Origin of the sequence: Dermabacter sp. HFH0086 (genome assembly GCF_000413375.1) — a bacterium.
Classification (GTDB): domain Bacteria; phylum Actinomycetota; class Actinomycetes; order Actinomycetales; family Dermabacteraceae; genus Dermabacter; species Dermabacter hominis.
Window position 1 is genome coordinate 38,488 of record NZ_KE340308.1, and the last position, 20,536, is coordinate 59,023.

At 64.0% G+C, this 20,536-nt stretch carries 18 protein-coding genes; 1 reads left to right on the forward strand and 17 read right to left on the reverse strand.

What is annotated here, in order from left to right; all coding sequences use genetic code 11:
* Positions 1–27 precede the first annotated feature (27 nt).
* The 17 genes from pgeF to HMPREF1484_RS00245 all read right to left on the reverse strand — a co-directional run bounded on the left by pgeF (position 28) and on the right by HMPREF1484_RS00245 (position 19,609).
* Positions 28–762 carry a peptidoglycan editing factor PgeF gene (gene pgeF, locus HMPREF1484_RS00165; RefSeq protein ID WP_016662982.1) on the reverse strand — a complete coding sequence of 245 codons (735 nt, stop codon included), beginning with the start codon at positions 760–762 and terminating at the stop codon, positions 28–30.
* Positions 763–765: 3 nt separating this feature from the next.
* Positions 766–2,022 carry a cell division protein FtsZ gene (gene ftsZ / locus HMPREF1484_RS00170; protein ID WP_040386615.1) on the reverse strand — a complete coding sequence of 419 codons (1,257 nt, stop codon included), beginning with the start codon at positions 2,020–2,022 and terminating at the stop codon, positions 766–768.
* 248 nt (positions 2,023–2,270) lie between these two features.
* Positions 2,271–3,320, reverse strand: a complete 1,050-nt coding sequence (locus HMPREF1484_RS10685) for a cell division protein FtsQ/DivIB (protein WP_016662984.1) — start codon at positions 3,318–3,320, stop codon at positions 2,271–2,273.
* Positions 3,317–4,801, reverse strand: coding sequence for a UDP-N-acetylmuramate--L-alanine ligase (gene murC, locus HMPREF1484_RS00180; RefSeq protein WP_016662985.1), 1,485 nt, complete (start codon positions 4,799–4,801; stop codon positions 3,317–3,319). Before murC ends, HMPREF1484_RS10685 begins: the two co-directional genes overlap by 4 nt.
* Positions 4,798–5,946, reverse strand: a complete 1,149-nt coding sequence (locus tag HMPREF1484_RS00185) for a glycosyltransferase (RefSeq protein ID WP_016662986.1) — start codon at positions 5,944–5,946, stop codon at positions 4,798–4,800. The genes murC and HMPREF1484_RS00185 overlap by 4 nt, the downstream gene beginning before the upstream one ends.
* Positions 5,943–7,247, reverse strand: a complete 1,305-nt coding sequence (locus HMPREF1484_RS00190) for an FtsW/RodA/SpoVE family cell cycle protein (RefSeq protein WP_016662987.1) — start codon at positions 7,245–7,247, stop codon at positions 5,943–5,945. The genes HMPREF1484_RS00185 and HMPREF1484_RS00190 overlap by 4 nt, the downstream gene beginning before the upstream one ends.
* Positions 7,244–8,749 (reverse strand): UDP-N-acetylmuramoyl-L-alanine--D-glutamate ligase, encoded by a 1,506-nt coding sequence (gene murD / locus HMPREF1484_RS00195; RefSeq protein WP_016662988.1) that lies wholly within the window; start codon positions 8,747–8,749, stop codon positions 7,244–7,246. Before murD ends, HMPREF1484_RS00190 begins: the two co-directional genes overlap by 4 nt.
* Before the next feature lie 38 nt (positions 8,750–8,787).
* Positions 8,788–9,870: a phospho-N-acetylmuramoyl-pentapeptide-transferase gene (gene mraY / locus HMPREF1484_RS00200; RefSeq protein ID WP_016662989.1), complete on the reverse strand. Its 1,083-nt coding sequence runs from the start codon at positions 9,868–9,870 to the stop codon at positions 8,788–8,790.
* Entirely contained in the window at positions 9,867–11,315 is a 1,449-nt protein-coding gene (gene murF / locus HMPREF1484_RS00205) for a UDP-N-acetylmuramoyl-tripeptide--D-alanyl-D-alanine ligase (RefSeq protein WP_016662990.1), read from the reverse strand. The genes mraY and murF overlap by 4 nt, the downstream gene beginning before the upstream one ends.
* A complete protein-coding gene (locus HMPREF1484_RS00210) occupies positions 11,308–12,888 on the reverse strand; it encodes a UDP-N-acetylmuramoyl-L-alanyl-D-glutamate--2,6-diaminopimelate ligase (protein ID WP_016662991.1) in 1,581 nt (526 codons plus the stop codon). The genes murF and HMPREF1484_RS00210 overlap by 8 nt, the downstream gene beginning before the upstream one ends.
* 5 nt (positions 12,889–12,893) lie before the next feature.
* Complete coding sequence (locus HMPREF1484_RS00215; protein ID WP_232049669.1) at positions 12,894–14,729, reverse strand: penicillin-binding protein 2; 1,836 nt, start codon at positions 14,727–14,729, stop codon at positions 12,894–12,896.
* Positions 14,730–14,731: 2 nt separating this feature from the next.
* Entirely contained in the window at positions 14,732–15,217 is a 486-nt protein-coding gene (locus HMPREF1484_RS00220) for a septum formation initiator family protein (protein WP_016662993.1), read from the reverse strand.
* A 2-nt stretch (positions 15,218–15,219) separates the two neighbouring features.
* Entirely contained in the window at positions 15,220–16,191 is a 972-nt protein-coding gene (gene rsmH / locus HMPREF1484_RS00225; protein WP_016662994.1) for a 16S rRNA (cytosine(1402)-N(4))-methyltransferase RsmH, read from the reverse strand.
* 162 nt (positions 16,192–16,353) lie between these two features.
* Positions 16,354–16,785 carry a division/cell wall cluster transcriptional repressor MraZ gene (gene mraZ / locus HMPREF1484_RS00230; protein ID WP_016662995.1) on the reverse strand — a complete coding sequence of 144 codons (432 nt, stop codon included), beginning with the start codon at positions 16,783–16,785 and terminating at the stop codon, positions 16,354–16,356.
* Positions 16,786–17,350: 565 nt separating this feature from the next.
* Positions 17,351–17,761: a DUF3040 domain-containing protein gene (locus HMPREF1484_RS00235; RefSeq protein ID WP_016662996.1), complete on the reverse strand. Its 411-nt coding sequence runs from the start codon at positions 17,759–17,761 to the stop codon at positions 17,351–17,353.
* 121 nt (positions 17,762–17,882) lie between these two features.
* Positions 17,883–19,124, reverse strand: a complete 1,242-nt coding sequence (gene dinB / locus HMPREF1484_RS00240; protein ID WP_016662997.1) for a DNA polymerase IV — start codon at positions 19,122–19,124, stop codon at positions 17,883–17,885.
* Positions 19,125–19,162: 38 nt separating this feature from the next.
* Positions 19,163–19,609 (reverse strand): hypothetical protein, encoded by a 447-nt coding sequence (locus HMPREF1484_RS00245; RefSeq protein WP_016662998.1) that lies wholly within the window; start codon positions 19,607–19,609, stop codon positions 19,163–19,165.
* Between the two features lie 63 nt (positions 19,610–19,672).
* Here HMPREF1484_RS00245 and HMPREF1484_RS00250 point away from each other — a divergent pair, with 63 nt between their 5' ends.
* The gene (locus HMPREF1484_RS00250; protein ID WP_016662999.1) at positions 19,673–20,521 is read left to right on the forward strand and encodes a spermidine synthase; all 849 of its coding nucleotides are present in this window, start codon (positions 19,673–19,675) and stop codon (positions 20,519–20,521) included.
* Positions 20,522–20,536 lie beyond the last annotated feature (15 nt).

Here is a 20,536-nt window from a genome sequence, read left to right on the forward strand (position 1 = left end):
GTCGCACGTTGCGCTTAGGCGCGATTCTCACACGGCCCGGGGGCTTCGCGTAATGACGCCCGCAAAGCGCCCGGTTCGTGGATCACGGCGGTAGGAAAAGAGTTCTTCGCTTTCGAGCGTGCACCGCTCGAGAACCTCGATCCCCTCGGGTGCAAGACCCGCGTCTCGCAGCGCGGCGACAGCACCGGCAGGCAGGTCGAGCGCCGGGGTATTCCACGACGTGCGCGAGGCTAGCGCAGGCTGAATCTCGACCGATTCCCGGAACATCGGCTCGGGAACTTCGTAGCATCGCCCGCACACCGACGGGCCGATAAGTGCGCGGATATTCGCGGGGCATGCACCGAGGCCCATCATCGCCTCAACACTCGCACCGAGGACTCCGCCGAGAAGGCCGCGGCGCCCCGCATGCGCTGCCGCGATCACGCCACGCTCTTCATCGGCGAGCAGCACCGGAACGCAATCGGCGACCATGATCGCAAGGGCGACGTCGGAACGGTCCGTCACGAGGGCATCCGCGACGTGCGCGTGCTCCCGCATGGCACGGACGTCCCGCTCACTGCGCACGATAGCGACGTCCGCGGAATGCACTTGTTCGACGAAAACGAGAGGTACCCCGAGTTCGCGCTCGAGAACCTCCCGACGCGCACGCACCCTATTCGGATCGTCGCCTACATGCAGCGCAAGGTTGCCTTCAGCAACGCCCGTGAAAAGGGCGCGAGCCCCCGACAAGTCGAAGGCCCGCGCATATGGTTCGCTGCTCATGGTTCAGCGAAGGAACTGGGGAATATCGAGATCGTCGTCCGGGTTCGAATCCTGCTGGATCGAGGGAACGTTGGGCACCTGCGGCCGCTCAACCTGGACTGCGCCTTCCGCCTCAGCTGGATCCTGCTGCGCCCCCTGAGCCTGTTCGGTGTTGACCTGCGGCGAGCGAGCCGGGATGTAGCCCTGGCCCTGCGCGGGAGCCGAAACCCAGTCGCGGCTCGAGCTTTGCTGCTCGGGCTGGGCGGGGGCAGCCTGCGGGGCGCTATTCGGCACACCCTGCTGCTTCTGCTGCGCGGCATCCTCTGCGCGCTCGGGCTTCGGGTCGAAGCCCGCGGCGATCACGGTCACGCGCACTTCGTCGCCGAGGGCATCATCGATGGCGGTACCGAAGATGATGTTCGCGCTCGGGTGAGCAGCTTCCTGGATGAGGCGCGCGGCATCCGACACTTCGACGAGGCCGAGATCGCTGCCACCCTGAACCGACAGGAGCACGCCGTAGGCGCCGTCGATCGATGCTTCGAGCAGGGGGCTCGAGACCGCGAGTTCAGCGGCCTGGAGGGCGCGGTCGTCACCGCTCGCGGTGCCGATGCCCATGAGCGCAGTGCCGGCGTCCTTCATCACGCTCTTGACGTCAGCGAAGTCGAGGTTGATGAGGCCCGGGGTGGTAATGAGGTCAGTAATGCCCTGCACGCCCTGAAGGAGAACCTGATCGGCGAGCTTGAACGCGTCGATCATCGACACCTTGACATCGGCAAGTTGGAGCAGCTTGTCGTTCGGGATGGTGATGAGCGTGTCGACCTCGGCCTGGAGAGCATCGATGCCCGAATCGGCCTGGGTCGAGCGGCGGCGGCCCTCGAACGTAAACGGACGCGTCACCACGCCGATCGTGAGAGCACCGAGCGAGCGAGCAATCTTCGCGACGACGGGCGCGCCGCCCGTTCCGGTGCCGCCACCTTCACCAGCGGTCACAAACACCATGTCGGCACCTTCGAGCGCCTCGGCGATTTCGTCGTTGTGATCTTCGGCAGCCTTGCGCCCGACCTCCGGGTCAGCACCGGCGCCGAGGCCGCGGGTCAGTTCCTTGCCGACATCGAGCTTGACGTCGGCATCCGACATGAGCAGCGCCTGGGCATCGGTGTTAATGGCAATGAACTCGACGCCCTTGAGGCCGGATTCGATCATCCGGTTCACGGCGTTGACGCCGCCGCCGCCGACACCGACGACCTTAATGACTGCGAGGTAGTTCTGCGATCCGTCCACGTGGATGTCCTTGCTTTCGTTGCTCCAGCTCCACCCCATCACACTGCCTAGTGCGCCTCCCGCGCCCGGCGCGGACAGGACAGAAGAGACATGGGGAGTGGCACATTTGTCTCGTACTCGACGCTATTGCCTGACAGGCGTCTAGGGCAACATTGTCGGGCGCGTGTCTTACACGAATGTCATTTTCTCGTCACAGCCTCCACGGAACGTGGGAACGACGCGCCCGTACTTGGGCGTACGCGCATCCTTTAGCGAATCGTCGGAGCTTCCGGCGAAGAGACGTCAATCACCGCGCCAGGCTGGCTGAGAAGCGCCTCGAGCACCTTCGCTTTGAGCTCGGAATCCTCGGGGCCTCCCCACACGACCGTGCGAGGGCCCGCTTCCGTGGAAACTTCGAGTGTCACGTTAGACGGCGCGCTTGCCGTGGCCTTCGTGAGGGCGGCACGCAAATTCGGCGGGAGTACGCGCACGATCTCGAGGAGGGCCGCTTCAGTCGCCTTCGTGTTCGCCGATGCCGGATCGACAATAAGGTGCGGCAGATCCGCCGGGTTCGCCGCAGTCGAGGGAAGCGCGGTGCCTGAGCCGTCTACGAGCACGCTGCGGCCGCCCGAATCGAGGTTGGCGATCGCGGTCCGTTCCGTGACGACGACGCGGATCGTGCTCGGCCAGTGACGCGATGCCTTCGCCTCCTTGACCCCTGGAACAGCCGCGAGGTCCTTTTCGAGAGAGTCAAGGTCGGCAAAGGCGAGAGCCTGACCCTCACGGGCGCTCCCGATCTGTTCCAGGGCACTCGCATCGACGTACGTTGCGCCAGCCACGCGCACCTCGGAAACCTTGAGCTGCGGGAGAAAGGCCAGGGCGAGCAACGCGAGAACGACAAGCGCCGCGATCGTGCCGACGGTGAGAGTAAGCCAGTGCCGGCCTTGCTGCCACGGCTTCCTCCGCACGCGACTCGTGAACCTCTCCCTTGCATCGACAATCGGCCCCTCCGAGGGTCTCGTTCGGGAAGGCGCGTGGGCACCAACGGGAGTCTTTTTTTTCTTCCGACGGTTGCCGAGCGCACGCCAGGACTTTGGGATTTGGCTGCTCTTTGCCTTCTTATCCCCCGCGCGTTCGGGATTCACGGACGGACGAGGGTGTGCACCCGAGCGAGGCTTTGCCACGACTCGAGACTGTTGGGCGGATTCGTGGGAAGCTTCGGCGCTCGCGTTCGGCGCGGCCTTCGCACCTGAACGGGCTGAGTGTTCCGTCCTGCGCGTGGGGCGCACGGGGCGCGGCGGGCGTTTTGCTGGGCTCATGCGCCCCTCGCCTTGAGCGCCTCGAGCACGCGCGGGCTCACATCCACGATGTCTCCGGCCCCCATCATGAGGATCACGCGCGCGTCATGCGCGTGCTCAGCGAGGTAGTTGGGCACATCGCCCGCCTCCAAAACGCGGGCACCGCCGTCCACGAGAGCGGCGATGTCCTCGCTTCGAATACTCGGATCGAAATCCTCGCGTGCCGGGTAGATCGGCAGGAGAACGGCTTCATCTGCGAGGCTCAGTGCCTCGGCAAACTCGCGCGTAAACGCTTTCGTGCGCGAGAACAGATGCGGCTGAAAGACGGCAACGAGCCGCCCGCCCTCTGCACGCTCGCGGCCCGCCGCAAGCGCAGCCGCGACCTCGCGCGGGTGGTGCGCATAATCATCGATCACGGCGACATCATTCACTTCGCCCGCAACCTGGAAGCGACGATCCGCCCCCTCGAACTCGGCGAGTCCGCCAAGGGCGCTCTCGCGCTCAATGCCCAGGACGTCGAGAGCGGCGAGCACGCCGAGGGCGTTGAGGACGTTATGTCGGCCTGGAACGCGCAAGGCGAGGTCGACGTTCTGCCCGTTCGGTGCGACGACCTGGACGTGAGCGCCGGAAGCATTCGAGTGATCGGCGACAATCCGCCACGTCGCTTCGGGGTGTTCGCCATACAGCACGACGCGAAGGCCTGCGTCGCGCGCGTCCAGGGCAAAGGCGTGCGCGCCGGGGTCGTCCGCGCACGCAACGAGCGTGCCGTTCGTCTCTGAGAGCCTCGCGGCGAACGCCGAGAGCACCGCGCGGAGGTTCTGTTCGGTGCCGTGGAAGTCGAGATGGTCGGCCTCGAAGTTCGTGAGCACGAGAACCGAGGGAGCGAAGGCGACAAAGGAGCCGTCGGACTCATCCGCCTCCACGACCGCATATTCACCCGCGCCCTGGCTCGCGTTCGCACCGAGCTGCGCGACCGCCGCACCAACCGCCCAGGCGGGCTCGGCACCCGCTGCGCGCAGGGCCAGTGTCGCCATCGCACTCGTCGTAGTCTTGCCGTGAGTGCCCGCGACAGCGATGATCGCATGCGTGCCGAGGAGACCCGCGAGCCCCGCCGCCCTGTGAATCACGGGGATAGACAGCTCGTGCGCGCGTCGTACTTCGGGGTTATCGGCACGTACGGCAGTCGACACGATCACGAGATCGGTGTCCTCTTCTACGGAGTCAGCGTCGAAACCGACGGTGATACGTGCACCGAGTTCGCGCAGGGGCGGCAGGAACCGACCCTCTTGGGATTCGGAGCCCGTAACTTCGAGGCCCGCTTCGAGCGCGAGGCGCGCGACGGCGCTCATACCCGCCCCGCCGATGCGGATCACGTGGACCTTCCTGACGCTCTCTTCGGGCCACTCGGCAGCAGTCACGACTGCGCCGGGCCTCAGCATAGTGCGCACCTCCCCCGGGGAGAACGGGCGAAGGTGAGAGAGAAAATCGCTCGACGTGGTCATCGGGCACCTCCTTTGGGGCGCTGAGTCGCGAGCGCCGGAATCGTCGCAGCGATGCGGTCGGCGACCTTTTCAGCAGCATCCCGCTTGCCGAGGGAGAGAGCCGCTTTCTCCATCCGCCCGCGCACTTCGGTATCGAGCAGGCATTCACCGACGGTCTCGACGAGAAGCTCGGGGGTAAGGAGCGCATCCTTGATCATGCGCGCGCCGCCGGCCGCGACCATGTCGGCCCCGTTGAGCGCCTGTTCGCCATTGCCGATGGGGAGCGGCACGAACAGCGCGGGCAGCCCGACGGCGGCGAGTTCACACACGGTTCCCGCTCCCGAGCGTGTGAGCGCGAAATCGGCGGCTGCGTAGGCGCCTTCCATGCCGTCCACGTACTCGACCTGCACGTAGTGTTTTCCCCGAGCCGGGATCCGCTTGCCCTTGCCGGTGACGTGGAGAATCTGCACGCCGAGGCCCTCGAGCGGGCCCATAGCCGCGATCAAGGTTTCGTTGAGGCGCTGCGCGCCGAGCGAGCCGCCCGTCACGAGAAGGGTCGGCTTGTCGGGGTCAAGGCCGAACGACTCCCGCGCCTCGGCCCGCTTTGCCTCGCGATCGAGATGCGCGATTTCGGGTCGCATGGGCATTCCTACCCACTCTGCCTGTGAAAACGGCCCCGACGTCCCGCTCATATCGAAAGCGGTCATGGCGCGCGCCCCGAGCCGCACCCCAAGCTTGTTGGCCATTCCGGGCCGTTTATTGGCTTCATGGACCACTAGCGGAAGCTTGGCGTGCCTCCCCGCAAGGTAGGCGGGCGGACACACGTAGCCACCAAACCCCGCGATCGCATCGACGTGCTCGGTGCGAATGAACCGCCGAACATCGCCCAGTCCGCGACCGAACTCGCGCGGAAATCGCAAGGCTGCGGCGTTTGGACGGCGAGGGAATGGCACCTTATCAATCGTGAGGAGCTCGAAGCCCGCCGCCGGAACGAGATCCGCTTCGAGGCCGACCTTCGTGCCGAGGGCGACCACTCGCACTCCCTCATAGCGCTCCGTTAGTGCTCTGGCAACCGCGAGCATGGGCGAGACGTGTCCCGCGCTTCCGGCGCCCGCGACGAGAACGGTTGCCTCGGCATCTGCCTGGATGCTGGGTTGAGGTGTCATGAGCGCGATCCCTTCGTGGCACGTGTTTCCGACGCCGGCTTCGCGACCACCGTCGCCGACTTCTTCGAGTAGTTCGCGTGCGCCCGAAGTGCCTCGGCCGCACCGGGTTCCGATTTCGCAAAGGCGAGTAGCACGCCGAGCGCGAGCATCGAGGCAATGAGCGCCGATCCACCAGCCGACACAAAAGGTAGCGGCACGCCAAGAACCGGCAGTAGGCCCGTCACAACGGCCATGTTCACGAACGCCTGCGCGAGAATCCACGACGTGATGCCCGCGATCGTGATCTGTACGAAGGGATCGCGCAGGCGGACCATCATGCGGTACAGCACGAGAGCGAGCAGCGTAAAGAGCACCACGATCAAAAGTGTGCCGAAAAGTCCGAGTTCCTCGCCGATGATCGAAAAAATGAAGTCATTGTCGGCCTCGGGCACACGCCCCCATTTTTGGCGGGACTGCCCGATACCGACGCCCCACCAACCGCCTGTCGCGAGCGCCATGAGGCCGTTGTCGGCCTGGTAGCACGAATCGCCAGCGCACTCTCCGTGCAACCAGTTGAGAGCGCGCGCCATGCGGTTAGGGCTCGCGAGGACGAGTCCTATGACGATCGCGGCGGCACCGCTACCAGCGATGAGGAACCAGCGTTTTGGCACGCCGGCAACCCAGAAGGCTCCCGCGGCGAGAATGCCCACCATCATCATCGTGCCGAGGTCTCGGCCGAGAATAATGAGTCCGAGCGCCGCGCTCGTTCCCGCGATAGCGGTTGCGAGCACGGGAAGTTCGCGCAGCCGGTCGCGGTTCTTCGACAAGAACGCGCCGAGCCACACCGCGAGTGCAAGCTTGAGAAATTCCGACGGCTGGCCACGGATCGGGCCGATGTGGATCCAGTTCCTATTGCCGCCCTTGCCGAGCCCGAGAGGCGTGAACACGAGCGCCTGGAGGAACAGGCCGAGAACGAGCAGCAGCGTCGCAACGCCGATGTTCTTGTACCACCTCACCGGAGTGAGCGCCGCGGCAATCAGCAGTACAAGGCCGATGACGGCAAATGCTCCCTGGGTCATGAATGACGCGTACGGGGAGTTGCCTTTCGCGATATTGGTCACCGAGGAGCTGGACAGCACCATCACGAGACCAACCGTGATGAGAATACCGCCGATCACGGCGATCGCGTAGAAATCAAGCGCGGGCGACTGGAGCCAGCGGCCGAGCGTTGATTTCACTTCGCCGCCAACGTCACCGAGCGGGTTTTGCTCGCTCGGGCGTTGCGGCGTGCGTGCGCCTCGCTGCCGTGCGCGCTCGCTCACGGCGTGCCCCCGAGCCCCCGAGCAGCTTCCGCGAACAGGTTCCCCCGCTCGGCGTAATTCGTGAACTGATCGATGCTCGCAGCAGCCGGCGCCAAAAGCACAACGTCACCGTCGCTCGCGTGCGACGCCGCTTCGGTCACGGCCGCCTGCATAAGCGCACGCGTGTCCCCGTATTTTTCGGGGTCAATCCAGACACGAGGGACATCCGGGGCGTTGTCATTAAGCGCCGCGGTGAAAGGCTCCGGATCGCGGCCAATGAGCACGACCGCCTTGAGCCTCTCGGCCTGCGCGGCGACGAGACTGTGGAGGTCCGCCCCCTTAGCGTCGCCGCCGGCGATCCACACCACTGACTGCGCGGCGCTGAGCGCCGCCGCTGCAGAATCGGGGTTCGTCGCCTTCGAATCGTCGATGAAGGCGACGCCGCCCTCAACGTGGACGATTTCGCTTCGATGCTCGCCGGCGCGATAAGCCGCGAGACCTTCGCGCACGTGGATCGGTTCGACGCCAAACGAGCGCGCGAGGCCGGCGGCAAAAAGGGCGTTGAGTGCAACGTGCGGCGGGGCGCCGTGGGGACCGAGGTGCGCAACGGTATCGAGGTTCGCGATCTCCGCTGCCTGAGAGTACCGGCTCTCGCAAAAAGCGCGATCCACGAGGAGATCCTCGACAAGGCCAAGTTCGCTCGGCCCCGGCGAGGAAAGCCCAACGCCTATTGCGCGGCAGCCTTCGACCACATCGGCATCCTCAAGTGCACGGAGCGTCCTTTCGTCGGCTTTGTTGTACAGGCACGCGTGCTCAGTCCCGGCATAAACCTTCGCTTTTGCCTGCGCGTAGGCGTCCATCCCCCCGTGCCAATCGAGATGATCGGCACCGATGTTCAGGATTGCACTCGAATGGGCGCCGAGGTTGTCCGTCCAGTGAAGCTGGAAACTCGACAGCTCCAACGCAATCGCCTCGAAGCCCACGGGATCGAGGGCCGCTTCGATGAGCGGGAGCCCGACATTGCCCGCTGCGACCGCCCGAACACCGGCATGCTGCAGAATCGACTCAATCATCGTGACGACCGTGGTTTTCCCGTTCGTCCCCGTGACCGCGAGCCACGCCGGGCCATCGGCCTTTTGCATGCGACGCGCGAGCTCGATCTCCGACCAGATCTCGATGCCTTCGTTCTGCGCGGCAACGAGAAGCGGGTGGTCGGGCCGCCACCCGGGAGACGTGACAACGACGTCGAAGGGGGAACCGTCGGCGTTCGTGGGAAGCGCGCGAGTGTGCTCTTCGCCGAGCAGGATCCGGGCTCCGAGGGTCTCGAGCACCTTGGCACGCTCGAGGTTCGATTCTGATCGCGACGCGTCCACGGCGGTGACGTGCGCTCCTCGCTGAAGGGTCTGGTCCACGATCGCGTAGCCCGAGACTCCAAAACCCGTCACGAGAATGCGGGCGCCCGACACGTCGAGACCCGGGAAGGGGCGCTCGGGAAGTCGCTTAGATGTTTCAGATGCAGTCACGCGATGCCACCTGGCAATTGGTCGAGAACGGACGTGGGTTAGATAAAGCGCAAAGCGTCAAGGTAGAACAGGCCGAGGCCGAACGCCGCGAACACCCCCGCGATGATCCAGAAGCGCACGACGATCGTCACCTCATTCCAGCCTTTGAGCTCGAAGTGGTGCTGGAGAGGCGCCATTCGGAAAACGCGCTTGCGCGTCAGCTTGAAGCTCGTGACCTGAATGATCACGGACAGCGAGATGATGACGAAGAGGCCGCCAATGATTCCGCCGACGAGCTGCGTGCGCGACAGGATTGTGAGGGCCGCAAGCACGCCGCCGAGAGCCAGCGAACCCGTGTCGCCCATAAAAATGCGTGCGGGCGAGGTGTTCCACCACAGGAAGCCCACGCACGCCCCGAGCACCGCGGCAGCGACAATCGCAAGGTCGAGCGGATCCCTCGCGGCATAGCACGAGCGAATCTCTTCGATGCCGCACTGCTGGCGCCACTGCCAAAATGAAATCAGCACGTAGGCACCCGCAAAGATAATCGTGGCCCCAGAGGCCAGACCGTCGAGGCCATCCGTGAGGTTGACCCCGTTCGACCACGCGGCAACAAGGAAGTTGGACCAGATCGCAAACAGGACAATGCCGACGGCCGTACCGGCAAACGCGAGATTCAGCCACGGGATGTCGCGCACGAATGAGATGTGCATCGAGGCAGGCGTGTGCCCCCAGCGATCGGGGAACTGGAGAGCAAGAACGGCGAAGGCGGTACCGATCAGTCCTTGCCCCACAAGTTTTGCGCGTGGAGAAAGACCGAGCGACTGCTTCTTGGCAATCTTGGCGTAATCATCCATGAAGCCGAGCACGCCGAGCCCGACCATGAGCAAGAGTGCAAGCAGGCCCGACACTGACGGCGCGCGAAGAATGCTCAGGTGCCCCATGCCGTAGCCGATGAGGGTCGCGAGGATGATCATGACGCCGCCCATCGTGGGCGTTCCACGCTTGGTCGCGTGGGTCGTGGGGCCGTCGTCGCGCACAAACTGCCCGTACTGCTTCTTCACGAGGAAGCGAATATAAAGCGGGGTCAGGGAGAACGACAGGACCGCGGCTACGGCCCCCGCGATCAAGATTCCGATCATGCCTTTTCTCCTGCGTCTTCCGCTTTCGTGGGCTCAGCTGCCCACGTGCGCACGAGGGACTCACCAAGTTTCGCGAGACCCGCACCGTTCGATGATTTGAGCAAGAGGGTACTTCCGGGCCTCTTCACCGTTTCTAGCACAGCGGGCGCATCCTCGAGGCGTTCGACATACACCGCGCGCTCGTTCTCACCGCGGGTTTCGGTCACACCTTGGTGGATCGCATGCGCCCCGCACCCAATCGTGACAATGACGTCGATCCCCTGCTCTACTGCGAAAACACCCATATCCCGGTGTGCCTTCTCGCTCTCGGGACCGAGTTCGAGCATTTCGCCAAGGACCGCAACGGTGTGGCGTTCATGACCAAGAACCGCAAGGGCGCTCAAGCCCGCGCGCATCGAATCGGGGTTCGCGTTGTAGGCGTCATTGATGAGTGTCACGTCGCCCGGCAACTCGCTCACCTGCATGCGCCCTGGGGAGCGCTGTTCGGCGGAGCGAAGCCCTGCGACGACGTCCTCAAAGCCCACCCCAGCAGCTGCGGCCGCGGCCGCGGCTGCAAGAGCGTTTTTCACGTGATGCTCGCCCGTGAGCGTGAGAGAGACGGGCGCCTTCTTACCGCCCATATGGAGCATGAAGCTCGCCCTAGCGGCGCCATCAAGGCCGACATCGCTCGCGTAGGCTTCCGCGGAGTCGTCAGTAAGGGAAAAGTGCACGACTCGAGCGCACGTGCGCGACTGCATTGCCTTTACCCGCGCATCGTCGGCATTAAGCACGGCGGTTCCGGTTTCCTCGAGAACCTCGACGAGCTCCCCTTTCGCGAGGGCGATGTTGTCGAGGCCTCCGAACTCGCCCACGTGGGCCGAGCCGACGTTAAGAACAAGGGAAATATCGGGGCGCGCGATGTGCGTGAGATGGGCGATGTGCCCAATGCCCCGTGCCCCCATCTCGAGCACGAGAAAGCGCGTCGTTTCGCTGAGCTCGAGGACGGTGAGGGGAAGACCCAGCTCGTTATTGCGGCTTCCAATGGGTGCGATTGTGTCCCCGACTGGCGCGAGGATTGCGTGAAGCAGATCCTTCGTGCTCGTTTTACCGTTCGAGCCTGTCAGCGCGATCACGATCGGCGGCCTCGCACTCGCACGTGCTTCGGCCAACTCGTGTCGTGCGAGGATTTCGAGCGCCTCGAGAGGATCCGCGACCTGAATAGCGGGAAGCTCGAGACCGGGGACAGCCTTCGTCACGAGAGCCGCAGCGGCACCGGCCCTCGCGGCCGCGCCCACATAGTCGTGACCATCGACGTGCTCGCCTTCGAAGGCGACAAACAGGTCTCCTTCACCGATGACACGCGAATCAACGCTCGCCTTTCCGTGGACGCTTTCGTTGCCGTGAGCGCCACCGACGAGTCGGCCGCCCACGAGACGCGCGATTGCGCCAACCGTCGTCTTACGCATCGCGCACCTCCGTCGTCAGGTCCGCCTTATGTGCACGCTGCCACGCCGCTAGCGCCGTGCGTGCGTGGACCCGGTCGTCGAACTCAATCGTGCGATCGGCGAGTACCTGTCCACTTTCCGCGCCTTTGCCCGCGATAAGCACGACGTCACGCGCGTCCGCTTCGCCGATCGCTCGTGCGATCGCTTCGGCACGATCTCCCACGTTCTCGACGTCGGCACGGCACGTCGTCGGAATGCCCGCGAGCACATCGCGCCTAATCGATGCCGGATCCTCATCGCGCGGATTGTCGTCCGTGACGAACACGCGATCAGAAAGTCGCGCAGCGATCTCTCCCATGATCGGTCGTTTGAGCGAATCCCTGTGCCCACCCGCACCGAAAACCGTCACGATTTTTCCGACGCCCTCGAGGGTGTGGAGCGTCTCGAGAGCCTGCTCAAGCGCGTCCGGAGTGTGCGAATAGTCCACGACGACGCGCGGGCAAGCGTCGGACTCGGCGACCCTCTCCATGCGCCCCGGGACCGTGCCCGCCACCGCAAGCGCCCGACGCACCGCCTCCCCCTCGAAGCCGAGCGCTCGAAGGACGAGTGCGACCGCGAGGGTATTGGCTACGTAGTGGGTTCCCGGAAGCGCGCTTTCAAGCGTAAAAGGTTCGCCTTCCGACGGTTGCACGGTGAACACCGTTCCGTACTCTCCGCGGCGGATCTCCCCCACCGTGAAGTCGGCTTCGTGTCCTTTTGCGGAGTACGTCGTCACCGGAACGCTCGCATGGGCTGCGAGACGACGGCCCCACTCGTCGTCGACACACACGATTCCCCGCTTCGCATGCGCGGGCGTAAACAGTGATGCCTTCGCCTCGAAGTACTCCTCCATGTCCTTGTGAAAGTCGAGGTGGTCCTGGCTGAGGTTCGTAAACACCGCAACCTCGAACTGGACGGCGGCTACTCTGTGGAGCACCATCGCGTGGCTCGATACTTCGAGCGCGGCACACGTCATGCCCTCGTCGACCATGTGGCGCATAAGCGCGTGGACGTCAGTCGCCTCGGGGGTCGTGCGCTCCGTCGGAATTTGCTCCTCGCGCCCGCCTGCCCAGGCGAGAAACGTCCCGTTCGTGCCGACGATTCCGGCACTTTCACCGAGCTCTTGGAGCGTGCGCGCACACATCGTCGTGACCGAAGTCTTGCCGTTCGTTCCGGTCACACCGATTAGCGGGATGGCATGCGAGGGCTCGCCATACACGAGATTTGCGGCGAAGCCCGCGAGCGCGCGGGGATCCTCGCACACGAGCACCGAGTAGTCGCCCCCCGGATGCGCGTCGTTCACGATCGCAGCGCCCGCTTCGTCCGTGAGAATTGCGGCGCAGCCCTGGCTGAGCGCCGCCTTGGCGTAGGTCGCTCCGTGCGCGTTTTCACCCTGAACGGCGACGAAGAGAGCGCCGGTTCCCGCCTTGCGGGAATCGATCGTCACGGATGAGATCGGCACACTCCTACCGCGCAGCTCGAGTACGCCCGCTCCAGGCGCCCCTTCGAGCTGCCGGGCGAGATCTCCCAGCATGAGATCGGTGCGATCACTCACGAGTTTCACTTCCATTCGTTCTGAAGTTGAGTTCCAGGCTCGCCGGAGGGGGCGATGCCGCGGCGTTGAAGAGCGTAGCCAAGGAGTTCGGAAACCGCGGGGCCCGCCACGACCGAGCCCGACTTGAACCCCTTAATTCCGTAGACGAACACGCCGACGACGAGTTGCGGGTCATCCATCGGGGCCATCGAGATAAACGATGAGGTGTACGTTCCCCCGGGCACCTGCGCCGTTCCGGATTTTCCACCGACCGCGTAGCCCGCGACGCTACCGGCAGCCTTGCCATCATCATCGACGTCGTTATCCATGAGGGCCCTCATGGTCGCAGCGGTCTCACTCGAGACCACGCGAGTGTGCTCTCCCTCGGGCTCCGGGGTGAAAGAGCCGTCATTAGCGACGCGTCCCTTGACGATGCGCGGCTGAATGTGCACACCGTCGTTCCCAAACGTCCCCACCGCCGAGGTGATCTGTAGCGCGGTGACGGCGTATCCCTGGCCAAAGGCCGTCGCGTACTGCGTACGCCCGCGCCAGTCCTTCGCCGCGTGGAGGATGCCTGCGGATTCACCGGGGAGGTTCACTGCAGTTTTCGCGCCGAACCCAAACCCCCGCAAGTACTCTTCCCGCTTTTCCTTCGGGACCCGCTCAGCGATTTCGACCGTGCCGACGTTGGAGCTGTGCTTCAGGACTCCGGCGAGCGTGTAGTGCGCTACGGGGTGCTCGTGCGAGTCCTTGATACTCTCTCCGCCAAATTCCTTGCGGTAGGGGATCGTGAAGTGGTCGTCGACCTTTGCCTTGCCCTCGTTGATCACCGTAGCCACGGTGAACAGTTTGCCTGTGGAGCCGGGCTCGAAGACGTTGGAAACGGACTGGTTTCCGCGGTACTTTGCGTCGGACGCGCCCGGGTTGTTCGGATCGTACGTGGGGTAGTCCGCGAGCGCGAGAACATGGCCGGTCTTGGGATCGATCACCACGGCCGAACCGCCGCTGCCACCAAAATCCTTGACGCGCTGCGCAAGAATTTCCTGGGCGCGGTATTGAAGGTCTCGATCGATCGTGAGCTCGATGCTTTCACCGTCGATCGCTTCTTTTTCATGGACCTTAGCCGAGGGGATGAGTTGGCCGCCCGCACCCCGCTCGTACTGGCGTTCGCCGTCGGTCCCTCGCAGAATCTTGTCGAATGACAGCTCAGCGCCCGCGAGGGCCGTGCCGTCGGAGCCCGTGAAGCCCACGATATTACCGGCGACCTGGCCCGCCGGGTACAGACGCTCGGCGACTCGCTCCGAGGTGACACCACCGATCTTGAGTTGCTTGACGGCAGCCTCAACCTCCGGACTCACGTCTTTCGCGAGGACGGTGTAGCCCGATTTACCCGTGAGCTTCTCTTCGAGCTCCTCCACGCTCATCTGCAAAAGAGGTGAAAGCTCCATCGCGACGGCCTTGACTCCCTTGACCGTCGCCGTTTGAGACTTTGCTCGGTACTCGGGCATCTGACGCTGGTCCACAATGATCGTGTAGCGCTCGGTGCTCGTCGCGAGCACCTGCCCGTTCGCGTCGAGAATATCGCCGCGTAGAGCTGGAACTGGCTCGGTGTGCAAGCGCTTCGCCCGGGCCTCAGCCGCGAGCTCCGCCGAGTTGATGCCCTGAATCCACACCAGGCGCAGGCTGATCGCGAGGGCCGCAATCAGCATGAGCGCCACGATCACGCGGTGGCGGCGATAAGGCTCATACCCGTTCCGGGCACGCGCGGCGCCGGCCGATTGACGGGAAGCGTGAGAACGCCCGTCACGCACGGTGCGCGGCGGGCGGCTGCGAGAATCTCGCGGCGGACGGGAATTCGGCACGTCTAGCGCGCCCTCTCGTTACCCATGCCGTAATCGTAAAGATTCTTCGGCGCTTTTGTGACGTGCGGAACGAGCGCGGCCGCTCCCTGCGTCGCGGCCGCAGCCTCACCGATGATGCTGCCGTTCGCGAGATCGATGTAGGCGACCTTCCCTGCAGGCACCATCCCGAGCTCACGTGCCTGGCGCTCAAGCTCCTGTGGTGTTCCGAGAAGATCCGACTTCTCCTCGAGCATCTGCGTCTGCTCGCTCAGTTCACGCGATTCGCGCTGGAGCTTCGCGACCTCGTAGCTCATGTTCGTCATCGAAATGTTGAGCAATAGGGTCGCGACCACGGCGCCGAGCAGCACGAGGGTGCACAGCACCGTGAACGGGATGGAGCTGCGTTGGATGTGCGGGCGCGAGACAAGCGCGAGGTTCGCCTTGCGCGCATGAGCAGGGGCGAAGCCAGCACGCCTGCGTGAGGCGGGGGATGCAGCGAGCTGTGCCATAGCTATGAGATCTCCGGTGGTGTTATGCGTTCAATGGCGCGCAAACGCACGCTTGCGGAACGGGGGTTGGTTTCTTGCTCGCTCGCTGGCGCCTTCATGGCGCCACGCTTCACGAGCGAAAAATCGGGGGCAAACTGAGCGAGGTCGACGGGCAATCCTTCGGGGGTCTTCGACGAGCTCGCCGCGGTGAAGGCTTCCTTGACCATTCGATCCTCGAGAGAGTGGTACGACTCGATCACGAGCCTCCCTCCCGGCGCGAGGGCCGCGAGAGCGTTGTCGAGCGCGCCGTGCAGGATGTCGAGTTCCTCATTCACGGCGATGCGCAACGCCTGGAAGGTGCGCTTGGCCGGGTGACCGCCTGAGTGGCGGGACTTCGCGGGAATGGACTTTTCGATCGCACTGACGAGCTGAGGGGAGCGCTCGAAGGGTTCCGACGCTCGTTCCTTCACGATCGTGCGCGCGATGCGCCTGGAAAACTTTTCTTCGCCGTAGCGGTAGAGGATGTTCGCAATGTCCTGCTCCGACCACGTGTTGAGGATGTCCGCCGCGGTGAGCGCATCTCCATCGGGGTTCATACGCATATCCAGCGGGGCATCTGCGCTGTATGCAAACCCGCGTTCGCGCGTATCAATCTGAAAACTCGAGAGCCCGAGGTCCATGAGGATGCCGTCGGCCCTATCGCGCCCCGCGTGTGCGAGCGCGTCGGCAACGCGATCGTACGTGGTGTGTACGAGAGTGAAACGCCCCTCGAAGCCTTCGCTCGTGAGCCGCTCACGCGCGAGACCAAGCGCGGCGCGGTCGCGGTCGATACCGACGAGATGCGCATGCGGGAAGGCTTCGAGCACCGCACAGGCGTGGCCAGCCATTCCAAGGGTGCAATCCACGTAGGTGGATTCTTCCCGCTCAAGCGCCGGTCGAAGGAGTTCGAGGCACTCCTCGCGCATGACGGGTGCGTGAAGCTGGGATGCGTCCATGCCGTGCCTCCCTTCGCGCTTCGCTTACTTTCGCCGTTGCGGCGCCGATGTCGTGGTCGTTTCGCGGGTGACGTCATACCGTCAGACATCTCCTCGCTTGCGTCCCGCCACCGGGGAAGATGCGTCGGGGCGCAAGCGAAGAGATGCCTCGCGGCACGTCGTCTAGAACAAACCTGGAACGATTTCGGTTGCCGTTTGAGCGAAGGCCTCCTCGGTCTGTCCCAGATATGTCTCCCACGCCTCGCTCGACCAGATCTCGATGCGATTACCGGCACCAATAACCGTGCATTCGCGATCGAGTCCCGCATACGAGCGAAGGTGCGAAGGAATGGTCACGCGCCCCTGCTTATCCGGCACGACGTCTTCCGCTCCCGAGAGGAGCACGCGGAGGTAATCGCGCGCGTCCTTGCTCGTGACCGGCGCCTGCCGCAACTGCTCGTGGAGACTCTCAAACTCACGCATGGGATACACCGTCACGCAGTGTTCCTGGCCGCGGGTCATGACGAGTCCAGCCGCGAGCTGGTCACGAAACTTTGCCGGAAAGATGAGCCGCCCCTTGTCATCGAGCTTGGGCGTGAAGGTGCCAAGAAACATGGGCACCTCCATTCCCCCGTTCAATTCGGGTGGACCTCTCCTTACGCCCCCACTTTACCCCACTTCCCACCACAAACAACACCCCCTCCCCCACTTTGTCACGAAATCGGCATAAAACTGCAGTTCATGGCAGTGGAGGCAAGTGGAGGAGATTCCCCGCACAGCTCTTCAAGCACCCAAAATCGGAGGGTTTTCCCAGACTCACCGCACTACCCGCAAGGAAATTGCGCGACACCGACCGAGACGCATTTACACACAAAATGCCTGTTCAGAACAGCTAATTGGCGCAAAGAGTGCACCGTCGCACCAAGGTCGCAGGATCCTGGAGGGCAACGCGGGTGGAGGAAAGTGGGGAGAGTGGAGGGAAGTGGAGGAGGCAGTGGAAAGTCAAGGGCGAGGGAAGCACGCTCTAGGACTTAGAACCTAAGGAATGCAGTAGAGAGCCGGGATCGAAGGACGATGCCGGTTTCCTTTATCGCTAGCGCTTGCCTACACAAATAAACCGGCTTCCCTTTCGTGAAGCCGGTTCCTACAGGACGATCCGGGCAACGGCGCCCGGGAAACGCTAGCGGTCGCGACCGCGTTCGTCCCAGCGATCTTCGAGTTTCTTCATGAAGCTCGACTGCTGAGACCCCTTGGAATTCTTCCCCGCAACTCCCTGCGTGAAGGACGGGTGCATCCGTCGAGGGTCATCGAGGGGAATGGTCTTTGGCTTTTCCGCTGAAAGACACACGAATGCCCCAACGACCATGACGATAAAGGCAAGAACACCGAGCCACACTGCCGGCAGCGACACCGCAAAAATCAGAAGCGCGAGACCACCGACGATGATGCCACCACCGAGCGCGATGCGGCGCGGGCTAAACGACGACGACTTTTCAGCCCCACCGAACTGGTGCGCAAGCGTGGGGTCATCGCTCGAGAGCTGCTTTTCGAGCTCGTCGAGGATCCTCTGCTCTTTTTCGGAAAGTGGCATTGGTGCCTCCTTACACCGAGACAAAGTAGGCCCTATCCACGCACGAGAGTGAGGGGCGCTGCTCGGCGGATCGTCGTGCCTTCAGTGTAGGCAGCAAACCTGAGATTCGGAAAACGCACTGCTACCGAGAGCCCCCGCCTCGCGTCTCGCCTGTGCCCGCATCCGTGCCGTCCTTCGCCTCAAGGTCACGTTTGTCGAGCCCGGACGCTCTGGCGAGCGACCTGACGCCGAAGCGTTCACGAGCACGGTCCATCGCCCGATCCACATCGCTCCACGTCGCCGATCGCCCTTCGAGATCACCCTGCGCATGCACACTCGAGGCAGGCACGAGGTGCTCGGCCCGCACCCCGAGAAGGCGCACGGCACCCACCCCCTCGAGAGCACGCTCGCACACGACGAGGGCGCGCTCACGAAACTCCTCGCTCTCCTGAACCGGAATGGGGAAGCTACCCGTTCTCGTGAGGCTCGACCAATCGGGGCGGCGAACCTTGATGGAGACGCTCTTCGCGGCCAGGCCCCGCCTGCGCAATCGGAACGAGACTTCGTCAGCCATGCTCGTTGCGATCGAGCGCAGCCGCACGGGATCAGCGATATCGGTCGAGAACGTACGCTCCTTTCCGATGCTCTTATCTTTCGCACTCGCGCCGACGGGACGCGGATCCTCGCCGCGCGCGAGCGCAAGCAGCGCGGGGGCGGCGGAGCCCACGGCTCTGTTCACAACGCTCGGAGGGAGGGCCGCAAGATCTCCGACGGTGACCACACCGAGGTTCGTGAATTTCTTCTGCGCGACGGGGCCCACGCCACCGATGGCGGAAAGCGGAAGCGGCGCAAGGAACTCAGCCGTGCGTTCAGGCTCAACGACGTCAATGCCGTGGGGCTTGGCGCGCGAGGACGCGATCTTCGCGACGGATTTTGAGATACCAACGCCCACGGAGCAGGTCAGGTGGACTTCGTCCCATACAGCCTGGCGGATGTCTCTCGCGATCGTTGCCGGCTCCCCTAGCAGGCGCTGCACCCCGGAGATATCGAGATACGCCTCGTCTACGCTTACCGCTTCCCGAAGGGGCGTAAACCGGTCGAGAACAGCCATGATCTGCGCGGACACGTCCCGATAGTGGGCGTGCCGACCGGGCAAAACAATCAGATCGGGGCACAGTGCACGCGCGCGGCTCATGGGCATCGCCGAGTGGACCCCGTATCGGCGTGCCTCGTAACTAGCGGTCGCGACGACTCCCCTGGGCCCATCGCCACCAACCGCAAGGGGGCGGCCCCGCAAACGCGGGTCGTCGCGAACTTCGACGGAGGCGAAAAAGGCATCCATGTCGACATGCGCGATGGCGCGCTGCCACGGCTCACCGTCCATGCCGCACCTCCCAACGCTTGATACTTAAGCCTACGCGGTCAGGCAGCGGCAAGAGCCTCAAGCCCGAGGAGCTCCTCCTTCACCGAGTGAACATAGGCGAGGGTCTGTTCCGCGTGCTCCTGCACGTCCTGCTCGGAGATTCGACTCGTGTGCTCCCAGTAGTGCTCCGCGCTACGGCGAAGCTCGACAAAACGCGCCGCCTCCCGTGCGCGCGCCCTGTGCATTCCGCCCATGCGCTCAAGCGCCACCCACACGTTCAGGGGCAGCTTGCGTTTCCTTTGAGTGTTTGCTCGGCGAATCGCGAGCCCCGCAATCTTGAGCGCTGCGCGGTGGACGCGCTCGAATCGTTCAGCGGCGCTCACGCCTGCCTCATCGAGGCTCGCGTGGATCTCGGCCTCGAAGGCTTCCAGACGATCCAGATCCGCGTTAAGGTCCCGAATTTCGCGCAGCGCCGCCGGCGCTGCCACTGTCATGGTCGATGTCATGATTCTTCCCCTTTCTCGACACTCACGACGATAGGAAGGGGGTGAGACATTTAAACTCGAGTCATGGCACGCAACCGTCGATCGAACCGGCTCCCCCTCCACCTCCCCTTCTTCGAGGACATTCCCACCAGCCACTCAGTCGTGCGGTTGGAACCCGAAACAGACGGCTCCTACACCGTGATCATCGACGGCATGGAAAGCTCCCACATCCACCCCGATCCCGAGCACCTCGTCTTCGAATACATGCGGTGGATCGCCCTGATTATGACGACGACGTACCCCAGTGAGACGGCACTGAACATCGCCCACCTCGGCGGCGGAGCCGCCTCGCTCCCCCGTGCTCTCGCCCATCATTTCCCCGCCTCCCGAAACTCCGTCATCGAACTCGACGCGAAGCTGATCAACCTCGTTCGCGAATGGGTCGACCTTCCCCCTTCGCCTCGCGTCGCCATTCGCGAGGGAGATGCCTTCGCCGTCCTTCCCACACTGCGCACGGCACGCTTCGACGTAGTGATACGCGACGTCTTCTCCAACTCCCGCACGCCCCTCGCCATGCGTAGCCTCGAAGCAGCACGCGAACAGCGCCGAATACTCAACGACGACGGCATGTTTCTCGCCAACATCGCCATGGACCGAGACCAGCACGAACTCGCCGATGAGATCGTCACGCTGCGCGAAGTCTTCGGCGAGATCGAGCTCATCGCGGAACCGAGCGCCATCAAGAAACGCCGCCGCTCTAACTGCATCGCCGTCTACGCGCCCGGCGGGCTCAGCGACGATGCCCGCAGAGCGATTCGAACCGACGCGGTGACAGTGCGCACTCTCGACAAAAAGACCGTCGACAAACTCGCCAGTGGCGGCAGCGTTGTTGAGCTCGGAGGCGATGCGAGCGCAGCCACCGTCGGACATTAAAAAAGTTCCGCACCC

Coding starts and splice junctions, on each gene's coding strand:
- dinB (WP_016662997.1), bottom strand. CDS start 19,124: ATGGACGGTGAGCCGTGGCAGCGCGCCATCGCGCATGTCGACATGGAT.
- murC (WP_016662985.1), bottom strand. CDS start 4,801: ATGACCACGTCGAGCGATTTTCTCTCTCACCTTCGCCCGTTCTCCCCG.
- HMPREF1484_RS00245 (WP_016662998.1), bottom strand. CDS start 19,609: ATGACATCGACCATGACAGTGGCAGCGCCGGCGGCGCTGCGCGAAATT.
- mraY (WP_016662989.1), bottom strand. CDS start 9,870: ATGATCGGAATCTTGATCGCGGGGGCCGTAGCCGCGGTCCTGTCGTTC.
- HMPREF1484_RS10685 (WP_016662984.1), bottom strand. CDS start 3,320: ATGAGCCCAGCAAAACGCCCGCCGCGCCCCGTGCGCCCCACGCGCAGG.
- pgeF (WP_016662982.1), bottom strand. CDS start 762: ATGAGCAGCGAACCATATGCGCGGGCCTTCGACTTGTCGGGGGCTCGC.
- HMPREF1484_RS00220 (WP_016662993.1), bottom strand. CDS start 15,217: ATGGCACAGCTCGCTGCATCCCCCGCCTCACGCAGGCGTGCTGGCTTC.
- HMPREF1484_RS00235 (WP_016662996.1), bottom strand. CDS start 17,761: ATGCCACTTTCCGAAAAAGAGCAGAGGATCCTCGACGAGCTCGAAAAG.
- rsmH (WP_016662994.1), bottom strand. CDS start 16,191: ATGGACGCATCCCAGCTTCACGCACCCGTCATGCGCGAGGAGTGCCTC.
- mraZ (WP_016662995.1), bottom strand. CDS start 16,785: ATGTTTCTTGGCACCTTCACGCCCAAGCTCGATGACAAGGGGCGGCTC.
- murF (WP_016662990.1), bottom strand. CDS start 11,315: ATGCGTAAGACGACGGTTGGCGCAATCGCGCGTCTCGTGGGCGGCCGA.
- HMPREF1484_RS00250 (WP_016662999.1), top strand. CDS start 19,673: ATGGCACGCAACCGTCGATCGAACCGGCTCCCCCTCCACCTCCCCTTC.
- HMPREF1484_RS00185 (WP_016662986.1), bottom strand. CDS start 5,946: ATGACACCTCAACCCAGCATCCAGGCAGATGCCGAGGCAACCGTTCTC.